Genomic DNA, 25,688 nt, shown 5'->3' on the forward strand with positions numbered 1-25,688 from the left:
AAAATTTGGTTAACGCTAAAATACGATTATTTATAAAATTTCAAAATCATTCTATATTCTTTTCTGGCATGGTAATTGTTTTCTTACAAAATACATTTAACAAGTAAAATATGAAAAATATATTATTTATAGGGATTTTTATACTACTAGTAAATTCCACTTACGCCCAAAAAGTAAATGTTTACGCTAAAAACTCTTATGTAGAGAACAATTTAGACCTAAATGCTGTTTCTATGATATTTTCTCAATCTGTAGACGCGGCAGATTTTGAAACAAGATTAAATTATCCTGATGAACGAATCTCAAACTTAGATTTAAATAATGATGGAAAGGTTGATTATTTAAGAGTTACAGAAAAAATTCAAAACAATATTAAAATCATCATCATTCAATCGGAAATAAAACCAAACATATTCGAAGATGTGGCAACCATTAATATTATCATGACTTCTAAAAATACAGGCTACAGTAACGATCCTGGTATTCGACCAAAAGATATTATTGTTCCATTTATATTTACAGTTTTAGACGTATTTCTCCATAGACGATAACAAAAAAAAAAAGATACTGATAACCAAGGAACTAAACTCATAATTATATTGAATAAATTTTATGGCACAGTAATTGGATATCTCAGAATATTAATCTTCAATATGATTTTATCATGAAAGCGAAATTACTTTTACTAGCCCTATTTGCATTAGGAATTAGTTCTTGCCAAGCCCAAGCTGGAGCTACTGTTTATGCAAAAAACTCAGATATAAGCGATAACTTAGATTTAAGAGCTGTTGCTTCGATGTTTGGAGAATCAGCTAACCTTCAAGATTTTGAAAGACGTTTAAATGATCCTAAATATCAAATATCAAACTTAGACCTTAATGGTGATAACGAAGTAGATTATCTTCGCGTTATTGAGAGTGTCGAAAACAGAACACACGTTGTTATTATCCAAGCCGTTTTAGATCGTGATGTTTATCAAGACATTGCAACTATCGATGTGGAGAGAGACAATTACAACAAAGTAAGTGTTCAGATTGTAGGAAACACTTATTTATACGGAGCAAATTATATTTATGAGCCCGTATATAGTGTGGTTCCTGTTATTTACACTTCGTTTTGGGTAACAAATTACAGACCTTATTATTCAACTTGGTACTGGGGTTATTATCCAACGTATTATACTGCATGGACACCTTACCCTGTTTACAGATACAGAAACAACGTAAATGTATGTATCAATGTACACAATACATACAATTATGTAAATGTGAGAAGAAGCTACAGAGCTCCTGCTATTTATGAAACAAGACGTACTTATGGTTACGAAAGAATGCGTCCAAATTATAGTTTTGCGGAAAGACATTCTAACACAACAAACCGATACGAATTAGATCAAAGACGTGTTGTAAGTAGAGAAAATAATAGAAATACGTACAATACAAACAGAAATTACAGTGGCAGATCAACATCTAACAATGGAGTTTCTAACAGAACATATGCTGATAACAGAAGCACTACAAATAGATCTTCTGTCGACAGAAGCAATAATGGCAATGGAAACAGCAACAGAGGCTACAATTCTACAGGCAGAAGCACTGAAAATGTAAATACTCAAAGAAGCGCAACTCGTGATTATTCTAATAGTACGAATAATACTCCAAGAGCTGAAAGCACTCCGAGAGCACAAAATTCTCAGAGAGTAGATTATGGTAGCAATAATTCTTCTAGCACATCAAGAGGTAACTCAAGCCGTGAAGCATCTGCTCCAAGAGCTGAAAGAAGTTCAAGAAGTTACTCAGAAAATCAATCTAGCAGTTCAAATAGAGATTATTCAGCTAGACCACAACAAAGCCAACGTTCAGAATCTCCTAGAATGAGCCAGGAATCTTCTAGAGTAAGCCAAGAATCTAGAGGCGGACAAAGCCAAAGAGAAAGCGGCTCGAATTCTAGAGGAAACGGAAGACGAGGTTAATTTTCCAAATAAATAATATTCAAAAACAGAAGCACAATTTTACGATTGTGCTTTTTTTTATCTTTTTAATTTTAAATGCCTCTAATTTGTTTTAAAACAGTAAATTTGCAACCGTCTTTTTATAAAATTAACATGAGCGCATCGCATAAAAACTTACATAGTAAGTTGTCTATTGGGGGTTTATTAATTACTTTAGGGATTATTTATGGAGATATTGGAACATCTCCATTGTATGTAATGAAGGCTATATTAGGCGATCACACGATAAATGCTGATATTGTTTTAGGCGGTATCTCTTGTGTGTTCTGGACCTTAACATTACAAACTACAATTAAATATGTACTTATTACTTTAAGTGCTGACAACCACGGTGAAGGAGGAATTTTTGCCCTATATGCATTAGTCAAAAAAACAAAAATTCAATGGCTCATAGTACCCGCCATTATTGGAGGTAGCGCCCTGCTCGCTGACGGAATTATAACTCCGCCTATTTCGATTTCATCTGCTGTAGAAGGAATTAGAGCTTTCTACCCGACGATGGAAACACAAACCATTGTGTATATCGTAATTACAATTTTATTCGTTTTATTCACTATTCAGCAGTTCGGAACTAAATTGGTTGGTAAATTCTTTGCCCCAATGATGCTTATTTGGTTTGCAATGCTTGGTACTTTAGGAACCATTCAGGTTCTGAATTATCCTGAAGTAATTAAAGCGATTAATCCTTACTACGCTTATCATTTATTATCGATACATCCTGATGGTTTCTTCGTTCTTGGTTTTGTATTCTTATGTACAACTGGAGCCGAGGCTTTGTATTCTGACATGGGACACTGCGGAAGAAAAAACATTAGAATTAGCTGGATGTTTGTAAAAACGACTTTAGTTTTAAACTATTTCGGTCAAGCAGCTTATTTGATTCACCACGAAGGAAGCACATTACAGCAATTAGGAGGCGAAAACGGAAATCCGTTTTACTTAATTATGCCACATTGGTTTTTACCATTCGGAATTGTAGTAGCAACTCTAGCAGCCGTAATTGCATCTCAGGCACTTATCTCAGGTTCGTTTACTTTAATTAACGAAGCAATGCGTCTGAACTTCTGGCCAAAAGTAAAAATCAAATATCCTACAGAGGTAAAAGGACAATTATATATTCCGTCAATCAACTGGTTATTGTTTTTTGGCTGTGTTGGAATCGTTTTACATTTTGAGAAATCTGGAAACATGGAGCATGCTTATGGTCTTGCGATTATTTTGTGTATGATCATGACAACGATTCTCTTAAACTACTACTTAATCATGAAACGTGTAAAACTGTACTTCATGGTACCGTTGATTACAATTTATTTATTGATTGAGTTCAGTTTCCTTTTCGCTAATATTACCAAATTTGCAGAAGGTGGTTATGTAACCTTAATCATTGCAAGTATGCTGATTTCTGTAATGACAATCTGGTATTTGGCTAAGAAAATCAACAAAAACTATACAAAAGTCGTTAAGGTTGATGATTACAAACAAGTTTTGGTAGAGTTAAGCCAAGATTTATCTATTCCAAAATATGCTACGCATTTGGTTTATATGACAAACGCAAATCGTGTGGATGAACTAGAGGAAAAAATAATTTATTCTATTCTTCAAAAACGTCCAAAAAGAGCCGATATTTATTGGTTTGTTCATGTGAATATCTTGACTGAACCATATAAAACACAATATAAAGTAACTGAAATTGCTAAAGACGATATCTACAGAATTGATTTTAATTTAGGTTTTAGAGAGCCAACCAAAATCAATTTAATGTTCAGAGAAGTTATTAAAGACATGGTAAAACGTGGTGAAGTTGATATTACGAGCCGTTATGAATCTTTGAATAAAAACAATATTATTGGAGACTTTAAATTTGTATTGTCTGAGAAATTCTTATCCAATGACAATGATTTAAGATGGCATGAAAACATTATCATGAATTCTTATTTCTTCATCAAAAAACTGAGTTTGTCTGAAGAAAGAGCTTTCGGTCTGGACAGCAGCTCTGTTAAGATAGAAAAATTCCCAATGGTGCTTCACGCTCCAGAAAATATTGGATTAACGCGTATTATTTCAAAAGAATAAAAAGCTTAACAATAATTTCAAAAAACACTCTAAACTAGAGTGTTTTTTTCATTTAGTGAAAGTCTAAAGGAAGATTCAGTATTAAAAATTTAACTTTCAATCAATTAATAGTACCTTTGCAACTCAAATTATAGAAATGAGATTACACAGAAATTTAGTTTATACTACCATTGACTCTTTAAATGCAATTTTCAACGAAGGAGAATATGCTGATAAAGTGGTAGCAAGAGCATTAAAAAAAGACAAACGTTGGGGAAGTTCTGACAGGAAGTTTGTTGCTGAAACCATATACGAAATTGTTCGCTGGAAACGATTATACGCTGAAATTGCCGAAGTAAAAGAACCTTACGACCGAGACAATCTATGGAGAATGTTTGCCGTTTGGGCTGTTTTACGCGGTTATCCAATTCCAGATTGGAGACAATTGGAAGGAACACCTGAAAGAAAGATAAAAGGCCGTTTTGATGAATTATCTAAGACTAGAGCTATCAAAGAATCTATTCCGGATTGGATGGATGAATTGGGCGTGAAAGAACTTGGAGAAAAAGCTTGGGCAAAAGAAATTGCAGCGCAAAATCAGCCTGCAAAAGTTATTCTTAGAACCAATACTTTAAAAGGTACCAAAGAAAACCTTCGAAATACTTTGATGGATTTAAATATTGAAACAGAATATTTAAAAGACCAGCCAGAAGCTCTTGTTTTAAAAGAAAGAGCCAATGTATTTTTGACAGATGCTTTTAAGCAAGGACTTTTTGAAGTTCAGGATGCCAACTCTCAATTAGTTGCAGGATTTTTGGATGTAAAACCAGGAATGCGTGTAGTTGACACTTGTGCTGGTGCTGGAGGAAAAACTTTGCACATGGCTTCTTTAATGGAAAATAAAGGACAATTGATTGCAATGGACTTGTACGAAAGTAAATTGAAACAATTGAAATTAAGAGCAAAAAGAAATGGCGCTTTTAATATCGAATACCGCATTATTGACAGTACAAAAGTGATCAAAAAATTACACGAAAAAGCAGATCGTGTTTTAATTGACGCACCTTGTAGCGGATTAGGAGTTTTGAAAAGAAACCCAGATTCTAAATGGAAATTACAACCTGAGTTTATTGATAATATCCGTAAGGTTCAGAGTGAAGTTTTAGAAAGCTATTCTAAAATTGTAAAACCAGGCGGAAAATTGGTTTACGCAACTTGTTCTGTTCTTCCATCAGAAAATCAAGAGCAAGTAGAGAAGTTCTTAAAAACAGAAATTGGACAACAGTTTACATTTATTGAAGATCGTAAAATGCTGGCTTCAGAATCTGGTTTTGATGGATTTTATATGGCACTTTTGGAAAGAAAAAAATAAATTCCAAATTCCGATTTATTTCGGAATACTCAATATTAAAATTCCAAATTCCAATCTTAAAACTTGGAATTTGGAATTTTTTATTTTTTCTAATCCCATATAACTTTGTCATTTCGACGTAAGGAGAAATCTTCGCAAGTAGCTCCGCTCCAATAAGCAAATCTTTGTGGAGTTTCTAGCGAAGATTTCTCCTTACGTCGAAATGACAAAATTGCGAAACCTTGGAATTTAAAAGATTAGTATTTAATCTTGTAAAGTAGGTTTTCGCAACAACTTACCATTTTCGTTTTCTTTAAATTTTGAAACAAAAACTATCTCTTTTGGTTTTTCATATTTTCCTAAAACATCAAAAAAATCAGGTTCAAACTCTTGTTTTTCTCCTTCGATAACCAAAACTAATTTTTCTCCTAAAGTGGTATCTGGAAGTCCAGTAACAAAAAATCTGCTGTTTATTTTTCCAATCAATTTCGCTTCAATCTGTTCTGGAATCAACTTTACTCCTCCACTATTGATTACATTATCTATTCGTCCTAAAAATTTAAACTGCTGTTCATTCAACAATTCAACCAAATCATTAGTCACAATTGGTTCATCTGATATTGTAGCCACATTGATAACCAAACATTGGCGATCATCTTGAGAAATTTTTACATTTGGAAGAATCGAAAAAACAGAATCGCCTAAACGTTTCGCAGCAATATGCGTAATGGTTTCAGTCATTCCGTATGTTTCATAGATTTCCGTTTTAAGTGGCAACAATTTCTCCTCTAAAGCCGAATCTAATTTAGCACCTCCAATAATCAACTTACGAACTTTAGACAATCCAGCAATAGAATTTTGAACTTGAAGCGGAACCATTGCTACAAAATCATAAGTCGTTGTATTTAATTCCAGCGGATGAAGACTTGGTGAGACAACATCTAATTCTAAACCTAAAATTAAACTTCTTACCAGCATCATTTTTCCAGCAATAAACTGCGTTGGAAGGCACAACAACGCTTTATCTCCTGGTTTTAAATCAAAGAAATCTCCAGTTGCAAGCGCTGACTGTATCATGGCTTGTTTTTTCAGCCTAACTAATTTTGGCAGGCCTGTTGTACCAGAAGTAGTCATTTCGATATAATCCTTTTTATCAAACCAATCCAAAAAGAACTCCCCTATTGATTGTTCGTAGGCATCTCCTTCTTTGATAAAACTATAAGCGATACGGCACAGATCTTTCGCATTTAAATGATATCCATTTAATTTGAAATAATTGTGAACGTTATTTTGAGTTAAGTTTTGCATATTCTTAAGCTTTTAATTCGACATGATTAATATTTCCCGTTAGCTTTTCTTTCCAATTTGTCCAACCGTATTTTTTACTAAAAATAAAAAGCAGAAGAGGATAAATAACCACAACTGGCAGAATAACATCGATTCCCGCCGAAGGTTCTGAAAGATCTTTAAATATAGAATTCGTTTGAAAAACAGTCCAATCTGATGTAACCAACAAAGCTCCCACAAGATTGTTTGCAGCATGGAATCCAAGCGCAAGCTCCATTCCTTCATCCATCAAAGTTATAACTCCTAAAAACAATCCTGTTCCTATGTAATAAATCATTATAATATTTCCCATTTTACCAACTTCTGGATTAGTCCAATGCATTGAACCGAATATAACAGAAGTCATTAGGAGCGGAAACCATCTGTTCTGCGCTAAATTGGCAAATCCTTGCATTAAATATCCTCTAAAAACATATTCTTCTGTAGTTGTCTGAATCGGAATTAAAATGCAACCTAAAATTACTAATACTAAAAAAGGAATCAATTTAAATTGCAACACAAATTGTTCCGGAGCTCTTAAATAGACAAACAAAAAACTAAGCAGTGAAAAAAATGTCCACACAAAAAAAGAAAACCAAATTCGATTCCAATCTACTCTAGATCTTGAAGTGGTGACTGACAATAAGGTTTGATGATGAATAAATTTTACAACAAAATAAATTCCTGCAAACGCAAAAACAAACGAAATCATGACCAGAAAAAGCGTCGTATTCGACTCGAACATGTTCATAACACCCTCGTTAGTTGTTGGAAAAGCGATGTGCTCGGTAAATGTTTTATAAAACACAGCTGCTGTAATTGGAAGTTGGCCAACAAAAGACGCTGAAATAATAAAGACAGATCCTAAAAGATATTTCCAAAATTTATTTTCAGGTTTAATCCCTTGCTCTAAAAACATAAATTTAAAATTTTAAAAAATGAGAATTCAAATTCGATAAGTTAATCTTACTTTTGATATTGCTAAAATACCCCTTTTTTATTGTAAGAATATTTGAAACGTTTAAATATAACAAAATGATACAAATTTACCATAATCCGAGATGCGGAAAATCAAGAAACTGCCTAGCTTTTATCGAAAAATCGAATCAAGATTTTGAAATCATTCCTTACTTAACCGAAACTCCAACTTTTGATCAGTTAAAAACACTATTAGTACAGTTAAATCTTGAACCAATTCAGCTTATCAGAACTAAAGAAAAAATCTGGATTGAAAATTTTAAAGGTAAGACTCTAAGCAATGATGAGATCGTTAATGCGATGGTAGAAAATCCTATTTTAATCGAGCGTCCAATTGTTGTAAAAGACGGAAAAGCCATCATTGGACGTGACCCAGAATTGGTCGCTTCTTTTTTAGATTGATTCTAAAATATCCTATTAACATTTTTTTGTGATTTCTCTCTTTAAACCAAAAACTACATTTGCCGTCTAAAGGAATAAAGAAAACCAGAAAATGAAAAAAATCAAATTTGCAGTATTGCTTGTATTCTTGTTTACAAGTTTTTACAATTACTCTCAACAAGGAGGCCCAGGTGGCAAGAATAAAGTAAAAGTCACCGGGAAAGTTTTCGAGAAAGTAAGCAAACAGCCCTTAGAATATGCTACTATTTCGATTACTGCTCCAAACGATACAAAAGTTGTCGCTGGAGGCATCACAAATCCAAAAGGAGAGTTTGAGGTTGCTGTTGCGCCTGGAACTTACGATATTAAGGTTGAATTTATTTCATTTAAACCAACTGAAATTAAGGCAAGAAGCATTCAGGATGACACCAATTTAGGCGTAATAAATCTATCCGAAGATGCTGCACAGTTAAATGAAGTTGTTGTTCGAGCTGAAAAATCGACAGTTGAGATTAAATTGGATAAAAAAGTTTACAATGTCGGTCAAGATATGATTGTAAAAGGCGGAAGCGTGAGCGATGTTTTAGACAACGTTCCATCTGTTTCTGTTGATACAGAAGGAAATGTAAGTTTAAGAGGAAGCGACAATATTCGTATTTTAATTGACGGAAGACCTTCGCAAGCTATAAACATGGCAGAAGCTTTAAGACAACTGCCTGCAGACGCAATTGATAAAGTAGAAGTTATTACGAATCCATCGGCGCGTTATGATGCAGAAGGTGGTTCTGGAATTATCAACATTATTCTTAAAAAAGGTAAAAACCAAGGCTTCAACGGAACTTTTATTGCTTCAACAGGTTTGCCAGAAACTTACGGTTTAAGCGGGAATTTGAACTATAAAACAGAGAAGTTAAACTATTTCACCACTGCTGGTTACAATTATAGAACTACAGAAGGAGCAGGAAAAACAAATTCTGAATACCTTAATCCAGACGGAACAATAAAAAGCTATTTAGACGAAGACCGGGATACACAACGTATTAGAAAAGGTTTTAACGGAAGAGCTGGTGTAGAATGGACCATAACTCCATCTACATTTTGGACCAATGCGATCAATTACCAAAAAAATTCTGGTGACGATAGAGATTTGATCAACTATTACAACTATGATGCTGCTCAAAATTTTACAGGAACAACATTTCGTTTAAACAATGCAGATACTGGAAGTGAAAACTTTGAATATACTTCTAACTTGATTAAAAACTTCAACGATAAAGGACATAAACTTACCGCAGATTTTTCTATTTCAAGAAATACAGACGATAGCAATAGTACAATCGAAGATTCTCCTAGATTTGACACAACTTTAAACGATCAAGTTCAGAAACAAGTTCTTTTTCAAGCAGACTATGTATTGCCATTAGGAAAAGGCGGACAGTTTGAAGCGGGTTATAAAGGAAGTTTTGGAGATCTGAATAACGAATATTTTGTAACAGATGATCAAGGCGTAAAAAATCCTAATTTATCAAACACCTTAGAGTACAAAGAAAACATCAATGCGCTTTACACGCAATATGGTTTCAAAGCAAATAAGTTTTCTTATTTATTTGGTTTAAGATGGGAAGACACAGACATCCATGTTAACTTATTAGACAACAGCGATTTCAATACTAAAAAATACAACAACTTATTTCCAAGTGCTTTTGTTAGTTACGAAATTTCAGATCAGAGTAATTTCTCGGCAAGCTATAGTAAACGTTTAACTAGACCTAGAGGTCGTTTCATGAATCCTGCTGTAAACTATGCAAGTAACATTAATATCTTTCAAGGAAATCCAGACTTGGATCCTTCTTTAACAGACAAATATGATATTGGCTACATTAAAAAATGGGATAAAGTAACTTTTAATACGTCTGCCTATTTTGAAGATACAAAAGACGTTTTCAGCTTTGTACGATCTCCTACAGGTGATGAAGTTAATGGAATCCCAGTTATCAAAAGCCAGCCTATTAACTTAGGAAAAGAACAAAAATTTGGTTTCGAATTTACATTTAATTACACTCCATACAAATGGTGGAAATTAAACAGTAACTTCAACTTTTTTAATGTAAAAACAACTGGAGAACACAGTTATACAGACACACAAGGAAACGAGATTGTTCAAAATTTAGACAATCAGGCTAATTCTTGGTTTGCAAGAGTAAACTCTAAAGTAACGTTACCATACAAAATTGACTGGCAGTTAACAGCAATGTACAACGGAGAGCAAAAAACAGCTCAAGGTAAAAACTTAGGCCAATTCGGAATGAATACAGCTTTCAGTAAAGATGTTATGAAAGACAAAGGAACTATCGCATTCAATATTAGCGATGTTTTCAATTCAAGAAAAATGAGATCTTACACCTACTTAGACAATGTAAATTCTTATAGCGAATTCCAATTCCGTAAACGTCAGTTCAATTTATCATTCACTTACCGTTTCAACAAACCAAAAAGCGAAAGAGATAAAAACGCACAGCCAAGAAACGATGGTGGTGGAGAAGGTGGCGGAGAATTTCCGGGTTAACATATGTTAAATTCCAATATCAAAAATTCCAAATTGGATAAAAAAATAACAATCCAAAAAATTCCAAATTCCAATTATAATTGGGATTTGGAATTTTTTATTTTAAGCCTACTTCTTAGCTGTTTAACTTTGTAAAAGTTTAAAACTTTGACTAAAATCTAAACGCAAAGTATTGGAATTTGGAATTTAGCCCTAATGGATGGTGAACACGAGAACTAAATCCCTTAAGAAACTCCCCAACGAAAGTCCAATCTTTGTCGAGCTACTTGCGGAGATTTCTCCCTTCGGTCGAAATGACAAAAATGGGCAAATTAGATTTAGCTTAAAACTTTGGCAAAGTTCTAAACGCAAAGTATTGGAATTTGGAATTTTCAGAATTGGAATTTCTTTTTTTGCACAAAAAAAAAGAACCCTAATGGGTTCTTTTCTTATGACATCAATCTAATATTTAATAGATTGTTCTTCTTGTCTTTTTCTGGCTCTTTTTTCTTTGATCATTTCCCAGCTTGCTCCCGTAACCCAATAAGATACGAAACCAACCAAGAAAAACATTAACCAAAACCCTATAGTTAGAATGGTTAAGAAAAGTAAAAAGCCTAAGTACTGTGAAAATTCAAACATGTTTTCCGGAATTTTTGAATGTTACGACAAATGTAGGGTATATATTTTTTCTCAGCAATAAAATCTAAATCAATTTTCGTTAAATAACATTTATACGTATATTTATACTCATTTTAAATAAGCTTTTTTTGAACTTGAAGTCCTTTGAAATAAAGAGCTCAGACAATTGTAATAATTTTCAGGAGCTATTCCTGCTGTCCGCTGTATTCCCGATAAACAAAAACTACGGCTAAAAAGCCTTGTTTTTCTAAATCGGGAGATGCCGCTACCATCAGGGCTAAAAGACTCATTTTCAAAAGAAACTTTTCATTTCGCATTTAGACATTTCACATTTACAGAATAACATTTTTACAAACAACATAATGAAATACAGAATAGAAAAAGACACCATGGGCGAAGTTCAGGTCCCAGCCGATAAATATTGGGGTGCACAAACAGAACGTTCAAGAAATAATTTCAAAATCGGACCTGCGGCATCTATGCCAAAAGAAATCATTGAAGGTTTTGCTTACTTAAAAAAAGCAGCCGCTTATGCTAATTATGATTTAGGCGTTTTACCAATCGAAAAAAGAGATGCTATCGCTGCTGTTTGCGACGAAATTCTGGAAGGAAAATTAGATGATCAATTTCCATTAGTAATTTGGCAAACAGGTTCTGGAACGCAAAGCAATATGAATGTGAACGAAGTAATTGCAAATCGCGCTCAAGTTCTTAAAGGTTTTGAAATTGGCGAAGGCGAACAATTCATTAAAGCCAATGACGATGTGAACAAATCACAATCATCAAATGATACTTTCCCTACCGGAATGCACATTGCGGCTTATAAAATGGTGGTCGAAACTACCATTCCTGGTGTGGAAAAACTTCACGCCACATTAGCCAAAAAAGCAGCTGAATACAAAGACGTAGTCAAAATCGGGCGTACACACTTAATGGATGCAACGCCATTAACTTTAGGTCAAGAAATTTCTGGTTATGCCGCTCAATTAGCTTTCGGATTAAAAGCATTAAAAAATACTTTAGCCCATTTATCTGAAATAGCGCTTGGAGGAACAGCTGTTGGAACTGGATTAAACACACCAAAAGGTTATGACGTAAAAGTAGCTGAGTATATTGCCCAATTTACTAATCATCCTTTTATAACGGCTGAAAACAAGTTTGAAGCACTTGCTGCACACGATGCTATTGTAGAAACACACGGAGCTTTAAAACAACTAGCCGTTTCTTTAAATAAAATTGCTAACGATGTTAGAATGCTAGCTTCTGGTCCGCGTTCTGGAATTGGTGAAATTCATATTCCTGAAAATGAGCCAGGTTCTTCAATCATGCCAGGAAAAGTAAACCCAACGCAATGCGAAGCTTTAACAATGGTTTGCGCTCAAGTTATTGGAAATGATATGGCAATTGCAGTTGGAGGCATGCAAGGTCATTATGAATTGAATGTTTTCAAACCTGTAATGGCAGCCAACTTTTTACAATCGGCACAATTATTAGGAGATGCTTGTGTTTCTTTTGACGAACATTGCGCACAAGGAATCGAACCTAATCATAAAAGAATAAAAGAATTGGTAGATAATTCATTAATGCTAGTTACCGCATTAAATACTAAAATCGGATATTACAAAGCCGCTGAAATAGCCCAAACCGCACACAAAAACGGAACTACTCTTAAAGAAGAAGCTGTTCGTTTAGGTTATGTAACTCCAGAAGATTTTGATGCTTGGGTGAAACCTGAAGAGATGGTTTAGTTTTTTTTGTTTCATGTTTCATGTTTCATGTTTTGAAATACTTGACGAATAAAACCTAATTTAATTAAAAAAGGGAGGAAATTTAAAATTTCCTCCCTTTTTTAATAACGTGAAACCTGAAACTTGAAACAAAAAAAACTTATTTCCCGTCTACATAATCCTGCAAATAACTAAATCTCTCTGTCAATTTTCCATTTTCTGTGATTTTGGCACGTTTTAAGATTCCGTCTTTATCTCCGTTGAAGAAAGCTGGAATTACATGTTCCATAAACTGTTCTCCAAAACCTTCACTGGCATCTTTAGGGATTTCGCATGGCAAATTATCTACCGCCATTACTGCAACTGCAGCAGGATGAAAAAAATCTACCTCTCTATCTTCTAAAGGAAAATATCCGTACAACGGCTCTTCAATTGTAGATGAGCGAATTGTACAAGCAATTGGTCCATTAACATCACAAGAAATATCAGCTACAACTTTCAATTTGCAGTCGCTTGCATTCAGCATTTCTTTTGTTAGAATCATTGGTGCATTACTTGCATAAAAATGCCCTGCAAAATAAATATCAGAAACCTTCGTGAATCTTTCAAAATCAGATTCGTATTCCTCTGGATGATTCACAAAATCTGTAAAATCTAAAACCTGACCGTCTTTTCTTTTGTTATATTCCAAAACATCCAACTGCACATAAACCGCTTGAGCGTATTTTTTAGTCAAATAATTATCAATCGTAATTTCTTTCACTTTTATGGCATCCAAAATTTCTTTTGCTCCGCTCCCCACCTTTCCTGTTCCGGTAACTACAAATTTAAGAGCTGGCATTGTGATGCGTTTTAAATGCTTGATCAAATCTTCTTTTCCTGAAAGTGTCTCTGCTTTAGGAAGTTTGAACAATTCGAATTTAATTCCGAAAGCTCTAATTCCGTTATATACACCAACCATTCCAGCGTATCTTCCAAAACCAATTAAACGACGATCATGTTCGTCTACAATTGTTTCGTGATCGTATAGATCAATATTCTTTTCTAAAATTGCCTGAAGCAATTTTCTGTTATGAGGCTGTTTTTTAATCGTATGAGAAAAAAAGAAATAGGCTTTATTAGGAATCAAATCGGCTACGGGAACTTCTTTTACTCCAAATAATACATCGCAGTCAGATACATCATCGGCAACTGTAATTCCCATATTTTTATAATCATCATCAGAAAATATTCTTATATCAGAACTCTCCACTTTTACAGAAGCATCGTGATAAAGCTGTTTTAACCTTGTCAATTCATTTGGAGAAAAAACGACTCTTCTATCTGGCGGATTTTTTCTCTCTTTTATGATTCCAAATTTCATTTAAACTGATTTTTTAATATTAAATAATATAACTTTTTACAATGCATTTGTTTCAAATATAACAAATTTAGTTAAAATTTTGTTTCTAAAATTCAATTTAAAATGTTTCAAAACCGTTAAAAGCTGAAAAACAATCGACTAAAATTTACTTTTCTTAAAATTATGTTAAAAAACACAAATTAAAGCCTCAGAACTAAGAATACAACAAAATTGAATTCGATATATTTGTTTTTAAAGAACGATGCAAATGATTTTCCTTAAAAAGACAAAGATACCACAATTACTTTTTTCCATACTTGTTTTAAGTTCATGTGGTCAAAACAAAAAAACAACAACAGATACTACTCAAACAGTCGAAGATACTTTACCCAAAATGAAACCTTTAGGTCCAGAACCGAAAGTTTCTCAAGCATATAAAAATTCGGTTGTGGGCAGAATAAATCACTTTTACAATAAAAACTGGCCCAATAATAACATGAACGGGAGCTTCTTGGTTGCCAAAAACGGACAGATTTTATTTGAAAGATATAATGGTTTTGCTAATAAAAATGAAGGAACCAAAATAACGTCTGAAACACCTGTACAAATTGCTTCGGTAAGTAAAGTTTTGACGGCTACAGCAGTTTTAAAATTGGTTAATGCTGGTAAAATTGAATTGGACCAAAAGGTAAATACGATCTTAAAAACTTTTCCATACGAAGAGTGTACCATAAGAATGTTACTGGATCATCGTACCGGAATGCGCAACTATGCTTATTTCACAGATCGTGATAAATCGATTTGGGACCGACATAATCAATTAACCAATAAAGATATTCTTGATATTTTAGCAACAAAAGACATTGGTTTAGAATCTAGAACAGGAACTCGTTTTAGCTACTGTAATACTAATTATGCAATGTTGGCGCTTATTATCGAAAAAATTACTGGTTTAAGCTATAAAGAAGCAATGTCTGAAATGATTTTTAAACCACTAGGAATGAAAAATACCTACGTTTTTGACGATGATAAAGACAGAAAAAAAATTGTTCCTTCGTATAAAGGTAACGGCGTAGAAATTGGTTTTGATTATCTAGACAATGTTTACGGCGATAAAAACATTTTCTCTACCGCTAGAGATCTTTTAAAATTTGATAGAGCAAGACAATCACCAGATTTCTTAAAACCTGAATTGTTGAAACAAGTATACACAGGTTACAGCAACGAACGCAAAGGAACTAAAAATTATGGTCTTGGAATTAGAATGATTAACTGGGAAACAGGTCAGAATTTCTATTTTCATAATGGCTGGTGGCACGGAAACACCTCATCTTACATTACTTTGATGAACGAAGGCGTAACGATTATTGCGTTATCAAACAAGATGACCAGAAATACTTATGCAGTTCGTAAACTAGCTCCTGTCTTTGGAGATTATCCTTTTAATTTTAAAGACGAAGAATAACAAAATTTTTCTGAAATTTTTAGCAGAAAGTAATTTCAAATACTCTAAATTTGCAGACTTATTTTTGGGGTCGACTGGTTTTGACAGCGAGTCGAATTGAACAGTAAGCACGTCGAGCATTGAGACCTTGCTCGTAAATATAAGATCTCGAACTTTTACACGGCGAAAATAATTACGCTTTAGCTGCATAATCCGAATCATAGTAAGATTGCGCCACGTCTCTACAAGGTAGAGAAGCTGGATTCTCCTGGAAAGCCTTGGTTTGTGGCGTTCCGTTCAGGGGAACCGTAAAAATAAACCTAGATTTCCATGAGCTTCGGGTGGATTTCGAAAATTAAGAAGATAAGTGTTGGGTGGTTGTTTCTGGCCTAGCTCAACATCGAAAATTCAATCAGGAAATAAACGTGTAGAAAGCTCTTTAGTTGCTCGTTTGGACCCGGGTTCGATTCCCGGCGACTCCACAAAAAAGCCTGTAAACTCAATGTTTACAGGCTTTTTAATTTTTAGTTGACAATTTAGTTGATGTTTTCATTGTTAATAAAAAACTTTCACTAGCTTATAAATGAACATTAATTATAGGAACTGGGTGTAAGATATGAACTTCAATTAACAGCTCAGAAAGCTCCATAATTTAATGTTATGGTTTTGCACTTTTATACAGATTTTCTCGTGCTTTTTTTCTCAAATTTTTTAATAATCCGGTTTATAATTTTTAATATTTTTTCTTACCAATTTATTCTTGCGCATTGTATCTTTCAGTAGATATAAGTCATCAATATGCTCATCTTCATAATAATAAATTTCATTGTTTTCTCGAAAAACTCTCTTTTTCAGATCCGCATCACTAACTTTCTCAACTTTTTTCATATTGATACAGAGAGATACTCTCCATGGAAAATCTCTATTAAATATAAAAGTATTAATTTTGCCTAAACCATCTAAATTCGTATAAACTGAGAAATCATCTGCTCCATCATTGTTTAAATCACCTTCATTAATAAGTTTTGATTTCTTGGGGTCTAATTTTCCTAATTCAGTCACATTCCCTAAAATTTCAGGTGAAAAATTAATGTAGCCATTTTTTGGCGATATAAATGCGCCTTCTATATTACCATCACCATTAAAATCACCAAATATAGTTTCAACTACTAAATTCTCGCTTTCACTTTCAGCTACAGTGTGCAAACTATCTTTTTTATATTGCGCTTGTTCTTCGTTAAACATATCGTTCCAATATTTCACTTCTCTTGCCATACTTTCCTTGGCTTCTTTCTTATTTTCATCAATAAGTTGCTTCTTCTCTTCTTTGCCCGAACATGAAGAAATCAAAATGAAAATTGAAATACCACTAATAAATTTCTTCACCTTTTTTTTTCTTAAATTCCTGTTACTATTAGCTTGCCTTACAAGGTTCTTAAAAACATATTAATAAATTAATCAAAGAATTTAAAATATCAAAAATTCATTTCGTTTTAATAAATTTCAAATTCTGTTTTTCCTTTCGGGATATAAAAAAAGCTATTCAAAAATAAAGGTCTTAAGCCTCCATCGTGATTTACCTTAGCCCAAAGAGCTGTATTTCCTCTAAACCGATTATCAGTCGTTGATTGCATGAGTGCAACTAATTTTCCATCAGCAAAAAACACCATTTTATAATGTTCAATGGGTTGCATTTCCATACTTGGATTTTTATAAAAAGCCATTAGCTCATTCCAAGTTTCCTCTATGGTTTCTTTTTTTGCATATTCAGAAATGAACTGGTCTTTTAAATTGTTGTATGAAGTTTTTGCAATATTATCGTAATCCTTATTTTTATAAACCTCTTTAAGAATATTGTATTGGGCAACTAATTTTGCTTCAAGAGCTTTAGAATCCAGTTTTCTCAAATCTTGCGCATTTTCGAAGCCTTCTAGCTGATATGGTACTTGAGCCTCAAACTCGAAACTCCCTTCATAATATTCTCTACCTGTAGCAATAAACTTTTCAGTTTTGTTACCATATTCATCTTTTGATACAATTACTGGAGTTTTATATTTTTGGTAAACTATATCATCAGCACTTTCGTTATTGAGATCATACGTTTCCAGTTGAAGAGTTAAATACGAACTTTCAGCAAAAGTTTTTACATTTTGACTACCATCACTTGCAGGATACATCCTATAAGTAAGTTTCTGAGTACCACTCCTATAAATACAATGGTTTATATCAAAGGACGAACCAGCTTTTGAATCTCTAAAATCTTTATAACATAGTCTATCATTTATGTATATTTCAATAAAACAATTAAAATTTTCATAACGAAAACCATATATTTTTTCACTTGGATAAAACTTTACCTGTTTTACTATTTTATCTACAATATTATTTGCTGTAATGTCCATTTTTATTTCTTTTAGGTTTTCTTTTTTTTGCGAGCAAGAAAAAAACGAAACAAAAAGTAGCGCAAAAAGAGCGTATTCTCTCATATCATATTAACGTATCATTTGTATATAATTTAATCCTTCTCCTTCGGGAATAAAAAGGTATAAACGATGAAAATCAGCAATGGTACCATCTTTGTCTTTATATTTACCCCACAAAGCTGATTGTTCTCGAAGCCTCACATCTGTACTTATTTGTCTTAAGCAAACCAATCGACCATCTCCAAAAAACTCCATCTTATAATTTTCAAAAGGCTGTAATTCATAACTTGGATTTTCATATGTTTCGATAAATTCCCTCCAAGCATCCTTGACGTAAGCTTTAGTTTGATATTCTGCAATAAATTGTTCTTTTAAGCCTTCAAAACATTGTCTTGCAAGCGCATCTTTATCATTGCTTTCTACTGTTTTCTTTCTTAAGTTATAAAATTTAACTACCCATTCTTTCAATAAATCAGGGTCTATTTTTCGTAAATCCTGACCTTTGCTCCAGCCCTCAATTTCATAAGGTACTTTGGCATTAAAATAAAAAGTATGCTCATAATATTTCTGCCCTTTTCCCACAAATTCGGTTTCTTTCTCAAATTCCTGACTACCTACTTGTATTTCTTTAACAGGTAATTTTTCTTCTTTCAGTACTTCATGTGAACCACTTATTTTTAAATTCTGCGTACATACCTTAATATTAAATTGAGTATCAACATCAAAAACATCACTACCTCCATTAAATTCAGCGGGAGCGGGATATATACGGTAAGTTATTTTTTGTGTACCAGATTTTAATATTGCTCTGTTTATGTAATAGGAGTACCCATTTGCTCATATTCATAATTTTGATGTATTGGTAAATCATTTACCAATATCTCATATACACACAAAGAATTGGCTACATATAAATAGTATATTGGTTCAGCGGAATAATGTTTTACTTGTTCGTTTATTTTGTCTACAATATTATTTGATGTAATGTCCATTTTTATTTCTTTTATATTTTCTTTTTTTTGCGAGCAAGAAAAAAAAGAAACAAAAAGCAGTGCAAAAAGAGCGTATTGTCTCATATAATAATTAACGTATCATTTGTATATAATTTAATCCTTCTCCTTCGGGAATGAACAGATATAATTTATGAAAGTCCGCTATAATATTACCTTTTTCATCTTTATATTTTCCCCATAATGCAGATTTTTCTCTTTGTCGAACATCAGTACTCTTTTGTCTCAAGCAGACCAACCTACCATCTCCAAAAATTTCCATCTTGTAATTTTCAAAAGGCTGTAATTCATAACTTGTATTTTCATATGTTTCGATAAATTCCTTCCAAGCATCCTTGATGTAAGCTTTAGTTTGATATTCTGCAATAAATTGTTCTTTTAAGCCTTCGAAACATTGTCTTGCAAGCGCATCTTTATCATTGCTTTCTACTGTATTTTTTCTTAAATTATAAAATTTAACTACCCATTCTTTTAATACATCAGGATCTATTTTTCGTAAATCCTGACCTTTACTCCACCCCTCGATTTCATAAGGCACTTTGGCATTGAAATAAAAAGTGTGTTCGTAATATTTTTGACCTTTTCCTACAAATTCGGTTTCTTTTTCAAATTCCTGACTACCTACTTTCACTTCTTTAACGGGCAATTTTTCTTCTTTTAGGACTTCATGTGAATCACTTACTTTTAAATTCTGTGTACAAACTTTAATATTGAATTGAGTATCAACATCAAAAACATCACTTCCTCCATTAAACTCAGCAGGAGCAGGGTATATACGATAAGTTATTTTTTGTTCTCCAGATTTTAGAATGCCTTTATTAATGTAAATTGGCGTGCCTTGCTGTTGGTATTTATAATTTTGATGTATTGGATAATCATTTACCAATATCTCATACACACACAATGAATTGGCTACATACAAATAATATATTGGTTCTGCGGGATAATGTTTTACTTGTTCGTTTATTTTATCTACAATATTATTTGATGTAATGTCCATTTTTATTTCTTTAATGTTTTCTTTTTTTTGCGAGCAAGAATTTAAGCTTGCTATTAATGCTAAATAAACTATTGTTTTTCTCATATATTAAAAATTAAATGCCGTAACTCTTCCCGATGTTATAAACTGTTTTTCAAAGATAGTAAATGGTACAATTTCGCTTTCTGGATTGGAGTCATAAACTTCTCTTTCATTGTTAGTTGCTTTCACCTTTAACATATAAGTTCCTTTTAACCCTGAAAAAGTAAGAGTATCTTCAGTATATGCCTTTCTATTTTCTATACCATGCTTTCTTGAAAAGGAGATATACCCACCTAACTTTGCTTTTAAATCTAGTTTCACTTTTATGTGTTGTGGTGGTGTAAAAGGTATCCATGTTATTGTCTTTTCAGCAACTCCGTTGACAATTAACTCAGCACTTACTACAATTGCTCTATCTGAAGTATAAACACCCTCAGAATTTGTTATAACATTACTTGCTTTTTCGTATATTGTATAATTTCCTCCAGTTAAATTACTAAAAACGGCTGTGTAATCTGCATTGATAGTTCCTTCAAAATCTAATTTTAAAGATGAATTAGCCCCATAGTTATCCACTAACTCTGTAAATCCCTTAGATTCTGCTGATTCACCCGCTAACTCTGAAAGTTTATGTGTCTTATGATAAGAAATACCAATAAAAGGATATGCTACTATCCTTTCTTTAGAGACATTTGCAATGCGTCCATCTTTTTGAATTTCAAAATAATAGGCTTTTGAATATGACAATTTTGGAGTCATTAGCTCAAACCCCATTTCTTTCATTTTTTTTGATATTCGGGCTGCTTTTCTGTATCTTCTTAATCTTCCAAAAGATCCTTTTCCTTTTGTAAGGTATAGAATTAATAATTCTACAAGAATAACTACAACACTCAGTAGCGCTACATATACCTCTGCCATCGCTTTGTATTCCTGAGAATAATCTATGCGCTGAGTAGGCGTGGTATTACTTGAAAAATCATGTAAAGCATGAAATCCTACCTGAATATCATCAGGAATAGCGGTAAGGGATTCAAGAGCACTATTAACACTCTCTTCCATAGCACCAGAAAGAAAATCGATTTTTTTAATATAATCCTGAAGTCCTTCTTTGATTTTAGTAAGAAACCTAATTCCTTTCACTAAATCAACGGGGATATCTTTAAAAAATGGAGCTTCCGGATATGCATATCTATAGTGTACTACCCAATTAACATCAGGATAAGCATTAATTACAAATGTAGGGTGTTCTGTTTTAGCTATAGAATAATAGGCACAGGAATGCAGATAAAATCTGTAGAAAATTTGTCCTCTTTCATGCAGAAATGCTTCTAAGAGCTGTGGTATACTTGGAGTAATTGAATGTATCGAATGACTTACTGAATTGTCTCCATCTTTTAAACTATTAACTTTCTTTTCTAAATAGCTATCTATAATGGTTATTTCATTTTTATGATCAGCTTTCTTTACACATCCTTTTCGGGTAAAGCCATTAATTTGTATTTTAATTTTCTTTGGTAATTTATAACTTGGTACAATCGCATTATGCACCAAAGCTTGCGCATCGTTTTCGAAAATTTTAAATTTTAAAGTAGTCCTTCTGTTTTGCTGATGAAGTGCCTCAGAAATGTGATCACCATGATTTATCAATTTTGACTTTCCATAACCTTTTGCGGAAATATTAATGGGATCTACTCCTTTTTTTATTAAATAATCTACAACAGATTGAGCTCTTTTTTCAGAGAGTTCCATATTATAAGCATCAGTTCCTCTTACATCAGTATGAGATCCTAATTCAACAGGCAAACGAGGAGGTTCCAGTAAAAACGTTGCTATTTTCTCTAAAATTGGTTTAGCATCTTCTCGAATGTCCCATTTATCATAATCATAATATATGTTTTCGGTTGCAATAGATTTATCATTTGGATTTAATTTGCGAATAAATTTTCCTTCGTTAAACAGTATAACAGGGTCCTCGTTTTCATAAATAGAAATTTCCTTGAACCTGCAATGCCCCGCATTTTTTAAGTATTTATCTAGTTCTCCTACTTTTAATGGAGTTAGATTTGTTGGCGGTTTAGCAACAGTTGACTCAATTTTCTTTTTTATTTTAAGAAAACGTGCGTGTATAGTTTCGTTATTCCTGTTAGAAATGTATTTTTTTGTTCCTGGATTTTTAATTTTCACATAAAATTGTTCAACATCCTTAATTCCTTTAATCTTGCCAAACCATGTAAAAGTATCTGATATAGCAAGATTTATTTCTCCGTCATTTACATCAACACTAGTATATACTTTTATTAGTTCACCTTCTTTTCCTTTATCTCGATAAATATCTACAATTAAATTCTTATGTCCGTTGAGTCCTTCAGTATCTAAATTTAAATGAATAGTATTTCCGTAGGAGAAAACATGAGAATTCCTCACATCTTCACCATCATTGGTGGTACTCCATTTACTTTTGATAATTTTTGATTCACACCATCCGCCTACAGCCAATCCTGCTTTTTGGGAGTATTTTAAACCTACAATGCTGGCTTCTAAATAATAGGTATAAGGGCCGCAAAGTTTTTTGGGCAGTTTTATGCCATATTTCTGATTCGCTAATCGGGTAGTTTCAAGTACACTTTTTCGAGGTTTGTTAGTTTGAAAATTCCAAAAAATGTTTTTCTGTTTTTCTGTAGATGTCGTACCATCGGTCCATTCATCTATTTGAAAATATACAAATTGGTCTGCTTTTATAGTAACTTTTACATTAGGAATGGAGAGGTTTGAGGCAACTTGTCCCTCACCAGTCCATTTTATTCTTTCAATCCCTTTTTCCATGTTTTTTCTTTATAATAACAAACTATTTAAACACTTTCAATATCTAAGTGCTTCAATTTTGGTTTACTCATTCCTTTCAAATCCAATAATGGATTGATTTGATTTTGTATATCGGAATTTGAATTTTTAAAATTTTGTTGACTTGGCTCAATAACTTGTCCATGTTTATCGATTTCAATACAATCAGGCCCACCTATTGGGCAAGTAGCTTTACTATCTTCCAGCAATAATTTTCCTTGATTAGATAAAGTTGTTTTTTCATAAAAACCGCTCCATTTTGTAATAGTAGCTTGGCATGGAAGATAGTCACCGCTTCCATTGGGTTGCATTTTGCATTTACCAAAAGTATTTTTCTCAAAAGTCTGTCCAACCTCTTTATCTGTTGCTATTAATTTATCTTTCCCTGCCTTATCGTTAGCATAATGCTTGGTTTGGGTTTTAACTTTTAGCTTATCAAATTTGGGTTCAACACTAAATTTACACTTACACGTAGCCCCCTGCACTACAATATGTTTTTCACTCATAATAAATATCTTGTTTCACTCTAAAAATATCTGTGACTGTGTCTAAAAAACGCTCTGATTTCTCTGTGTCTCCCGCATAAAGAGAGACTCTGGATTTGGGCTTTAAATCCTCCTTGTCTTCGAGATTGGAAATAGTAATCGTTGTCTTTATTGGAATATCAAGTCTAATACTGCATTCTAAGAATAAACTATCAACAACGTATGTACGTGGATTCAAAAAATAGCATGAATTGTATTGCCCTTGTGCTTTTTCAGGATTTTCTTCTAACAAGGTATCATACGGAAAATCAGTTTCATTTTCAAAATCCTGCTTTGTTCTGGGATCACTGAGAATTCCTTTTTGCGTTATATTGACTAGATTGTAATTGTCTAATGTTGGTGAAATTTCTTGTTTAACGAGAAATCGCGTATCTCCAAAAGTATTGCTAATGGGAAAGAAGATGTTTTTTTCAACAACTAATTGATCTTTATATTCAATATTAATTCCATTAAAAAAAGCTCTTAAGAACCAGTTGAAAGAAAATGATTCCAAAAATGCATCTTTATCTTCTAATTTTATTTCGAAACGACTTAAACATTCCTCAATTTCCTCTCCTTCGTATTCCTCTAAAATTTTAGGTTTTGTTTTATACCAGCGCTCTTGGATAATATCATAATTATGTATATCAATCCATTTGCCTTTTTCATTTACAACAATTTGAAGAGGATAAAAAATACGACCTGTTTTTTCTGCTATTTCATCAGCTATACAGTCTGCCTCCTTTTGGTCAATATAGACTTTGGAAATTCTGTCTATTTCAAAGAAAGAATATTTGTTTATATCAGTAGCTAACCATTTAACACTGAGTTCTTCTTTTATGGATTGTTTGATGTCACCATTTTCAACAGTGTAAACCGCTAAATAGTTGTTTTCACGAGAAGGATCAAAAGGTAGTTGATAATCTTTAGTGCTAAAACGAATATATTCTAAAGGTTTGTCTTCTATTTCTCCATTTGCTTTAAATTTTAGAGGTTTTAAAAGAATAAATTTGAGATGATTGGGTAAATACGCGTTTATTACGTCTCTATCTTCTATACAATTGAAGTTATGATAGCTTCTTAAGTCGTATAATTCTATTTCAAGTTTATTGGCAACTGATTGTGGTGTATCACCATCTTGTATTTTGTAGGTCTTATGTTTAACCTTTCCTACTTCGTCTAAAATTTCCCCAATAATCATATAAAAAAAACAAGATTTATTTCGAATTTAAAGGTACATCTTTTTCTTACATAACAAAATCGAACAATAAAAAATAAGAATTTATTGAAGAAAATAAATTTCAGAAATTTCTCATTAATCATATTCACCTTATTACTAGTGTTTTATAGATGACTGATTAATTGCTATCTCTAATATCAGGAGAGCTTTTTAAACATAAAAATTTTATCATCAGGATTTCTTGAAGATAAAGTACAGAATTATTACTACATTATAATTTAATAAAACACCTACTTATGAGGAGTTTTATCATTACCGCTTACTCTCTCTACCGAGTTTAAATAAGCTTTATTCATAAGTTTTTTAATTTCCTTCCCATTATTAGCATACATATAGTGCCAAGCTTTTCGTATCCTGTCGTTTTGAATTTGTTGCATTTCAATTTCTTTATTATTGTCGCTATAATGTATTCCCCAGTTGTAAAGATTGCTTAGGGCTACCATTATAATAAGCCATAAAAACCACCTGCCAAAAACAATTTTATAAAACAGTTTTGCATCCTGCTCCGGAAATAACAAAATCTGGAATTTCCTAACGATACTTTTTGGTTGCCTGCCAATCATATATTTTATGTCTAGAAAACCTTTTTGAAGAATAGTCTCAATTTGCTTAATTTCCAATTGTTCTGAAACATTTTTTTCTATTTTATATTCCTTTTTAAATACATCAATTTTATTCTCCACATTTTTAACTGCAGCAATAAGCGCCTCAATATGCTGATTATTTGTTTTCTGTTCCTGTGTAAATTCCTCCAGCACTAACTGTAATGTCTCTCTTTCTATATGCCCTTTGTCTGTATTTGAATTTGTTTCCATATTTTCTATTTTTCA

General features: G+C 32.7%; 21 protein-coding genes and 1 other RNA gene. 9 read left to right on the plus strand and 13 right to left on the minus strand.

The window, feature by feature from the left end; genetic code table 11:
• The first annotated feature begins 110 nt into the window (after positions 1–110).
• The 4 genes from QLQ95_RS01620 to QLQ95_RS01635 all read left to right on the plus strand — a co-directional run bounded on the left by QLQ95_RS01620 (position 111) and on the right by QLQ95_RS01635 (position 5,435).
• On the plus strand, positions 111–551 hold the full coding sequence (locus tag QLQ95_RS01620) for a hypothetical protein (protein ID WP_482502328.1): 441 nt from the start codon (positions 111–113) through the stop codon (positions 549–551).
• 113 nt (positions 552–664) lie between these two features.
• Positions 665–1,972: a hypothetical protein gene (locus tag QLQ95_RS01625; RefSeq protein WP_482502330.1), complete on the plus strand. Its 1,308-nt coding sequence runs from the start codon at positions 665–667 to the stop codon at positions 1,970–1,972.
• Positions 1,973–2,104: 132 nt separating this feature from the next.
• Complete coding sequence (locus tag QLQ95_RS01630) at positions 2,105–4,084, plus strand: KUP/HAK/KT family potassium transporter (RefSeq protein WP_095928937.1); 1,980 nt, start codon at positions 2,105–2,107, stop codon at positions 4,082–4,084.
• A gap of 136 nt (positions 4,085–4,220) precedes the next feature.
• Positions 4,221–5,435 (plus strand): RsmB/NOP family class I SAM-dependent RNA methyltransferase, encoded by a 1,215-nt coding sequence (locus QLQ95_RS01635; RefSeq protein WP_095928938.1) that lies wholly within the window; start codon positions 4,221–4,223, stop codon positions 5,433–5,435.
• Positions 5,436–5,678: 243 nt separating this feature from the next.
• Here QLQ95_RS01635 and QLQ95_RS01640 read toward each other — a convergent pair whose 3' ends face one another.
• Both QLQ95_RS01640 and QLQ95_RS01645 read right to left on the minus strand, forming a co-directional pair.
• Positions 5,679–6,722: an AMP-binding protein gene (locus QLQ95_RS01640; protein WP_095928939.1), complete on the minus strand. Its 1,044-nt coding sequence runs from the start codon at positions 6,720–6,722 to the stop codon at positions 5,679–5,681.
• Positions 6,723–6,726: 4 nt separating this feature from the next.
• The gene (locus QLQ95_RS01645; protein WP_095928940.1) at positions 6,727–7,659 is read right to left on the minus strand and encodes a CPBP family intramembrane glutamic endopeptidase; all 933 of its coding nucleotides are present in this window, start codon (positions 7,657–7,659) and stop codon (positions 6,727–6,729) included.
• Positions 7,660–7,775: 116 nt separating this feature from the next.
• Between QLQ95_RS01645 and arsC the strand changes: the two genes are divergently transcribed.
• Both arsC and QLQ95_RS01655 read left to right on the plus strand, forming a co-directional pair.
• Entirely contained in the window at positions 7,776–8,120 is a 345-nt protein-coding gene (gene arsC, locus QLQ95_RS01650; RefSeq protein ID WP_482502333.1) for an arsenate reductase (glutaredoxin), read from the plus strand.
• Between the two features lie 91 nt (positions 8,121–8,211).
• Complete coding sequence (locus QLQ95_RS01655) at positions 8,212–10,665, plus strand: TonB-dependent receptor (RefSeq protein WP_320492179.1); 2,454 nt, start codon at positions 8,212–8,214, stop codon at positions 10,663–10,665.
• Positions 10,666–11,106: 441 nt separating this feature from the next.
• On the opposite strand, the gene QLQ95_RS01660 is transcribed toward QLQ95_RS01655, so the two are convergent.
• On the minus strand, positions 11,107–11,286 hold the full coding sequence (locus QLQ95_RS01660) for a hypothetical protein (protein WP_095928943.1): 180 nt from the start codon (positions 11,284–11,286) through the stop codon (positions 11,107–11,109).
• Positions 11,287–11,648: 362 nt separating this feature from the next.
• Here QLQ95_RS01660 and fumC point away from each other — a divergent pair, with 362 nt between their 5' ends.
• Entirely contained in the window at positions 11,649–13,034 is a 1,386-nt protein-coding gene (gene fumC, locus QLQ95_RS01665; RefSeq protein ID WP_320492180.1) for a class II fumarate hydratase, read from the plus strand.
• Between the two features lie 139 nt (positions 13,035–13,173).
• Here fumC and QLQ95_RS01670 read toward each other — a convergent pair whose 3' ends face one another.
• Complete coding sequence (locus QLQ95_RS01670; RefSeq protein WP_320492181.1) at positions 13,174–14,376, minus strand: NAD(P)-dependent oxidoreductase; 1,203 nt, start codon at positions 14,374–14,376, stop codon at positions 13,174–13,176.
• A gap of 241 nt (positions 14,377–14,617) precedes the next feature.
• Between QLQ95_RS01670 and QLQ95_RS01675 the strand changes: the two genes are divergently transcribed.
• A complete protein-coding gene (locus tag QLQ95_RS01675) occupies positions 14,618–15,820 on the plus strand; it encodes a serine hydrolase domain-containing protein (RefSeq protein ID WP_095928946.1) in 1,203 nt (400 codons plus the stop codon).
• Positions 15,821–15,886: 66 nt separating this feature from the next.
• Positions 15,887–16,284, plus strand: a transfer-messenger RNA (tmRNA) gene (gene ssrA / locus QLQ95_RS01680).
• A 226-nt stretch (positions 16,285–16,510) separates the two neighbouring features.
• Here the strand turns inward: ssrA and QLQ95_RS01685 are convergent.
• From QLQ95_RS01685 to QLQ95_RS01725, 9 genes are all read right to left on the minus strand, one after another.
• Positions 16,511–17,185: a hypothetical protein gene (locus QLQ95_RS01685; RefSeq protein WP_482502335.1), complete on the minus strand. Its 675-nt coding sequence runs from the start codon at positions 17,183–17,185 to the stop codon at positions 16,511–16,513.
• A gap of 107 nt (positions 17,186–17,292) precedes the next feature.
• Complete coding sequence (locus QLQ95_RS01690) at positions 17,293–18,285, minus strand: hypothetical protein (protein ID WP_482502336.1); 993 nt, start codon at positions 18,283–18,285, stop codon at positions 17,293–17,295.
• A 6-nt stretch (positions 18,286–18,291) separates the two neighbouring features.
• A complete protein-coding gene (locus QLQ95_RS01695; RefSeq protein ID WP_482502338.1) occupies positions 18,292–18,804 on the minus strand; it encodes a hypothetical protein in 513 nt (170 codons plus the stop codon).
• A 230-nt stretch (positions 18,805–19,034) separates the two neighbouring features.
• Positions 19,035–19,298: a hypothetical protein gene (locus QLQ95_RS01700; protein WP_482502340.1), complete on the minus strand. Its 264-nt coding sequence runs from the start codon at positions 19,296–19,298 to the stop codon at positions 19,035–19,037.
• 7 nt (positions 19,299–19,305) lie between these two features.
• Positions 19,306–20,316, minus strand: a complete 1,011-nt coding sequence (locus QLQ95_RS01705; RefSeq protein WP_482502342.1) for a hypothetical protein — start codon at positions 20,314–20,316, stop codon at positions 19,306–19,308.
• 3 nt (positions 20,317–20,319) lie between these two features.
• Positions 20,320–23,076, minus strand: coding sequence for an OmpA family protein (locus QLQ95_RS01710; RefSeq protein WP_482502344.1), 2,757 nt, complete (start codon positions 23,074–23,076; stop codon positions 20,320–20,322).
• A 26-nt stretch (positions 23,077–23,102) separates the two neighbouring features.
• Positions 23,103–23,600 carry a DUF4280 domain-containing protein gene (locus tag QLQ95_RS01715; protein WP_482502346.1) on the minus strand — a complete coding sequence of 166 codons (498 nt, stop codon included), beginning with the start codon at positions 23,598–23,600 and terminating at the stop codon, positions 23,103–23,105.
• Entirely contained in the window at positions 23,593–24,819 is a 1,227-nt protein-coding gene (locus tag QLQ95_RS01720) for a hypothetical protein (protein WP_482502347.1), read from the minus strand. Before QLQ95_RS01720 ends, QLQ95_RS01715 begins: the two co-directional genes overlap by 8 nt.
• 269 nt (positions 24,820–25,088) lie before the next feature.
• Positions 25,089–25,673, minus strand: a complete 585-nt coding sequence (locus QLQ95_RS01725; RefSeq protein WP_482502349.1) for a hypothetical protein — start codon at positions 25,671–25,673, stop codon at positions 25,089–25,091.
• Positions 25,674–25,688 lie beyond the last annotated feature (15 nt).

Source organism: Flavobacterium sp. B330r (assembly GCF_056824325.1).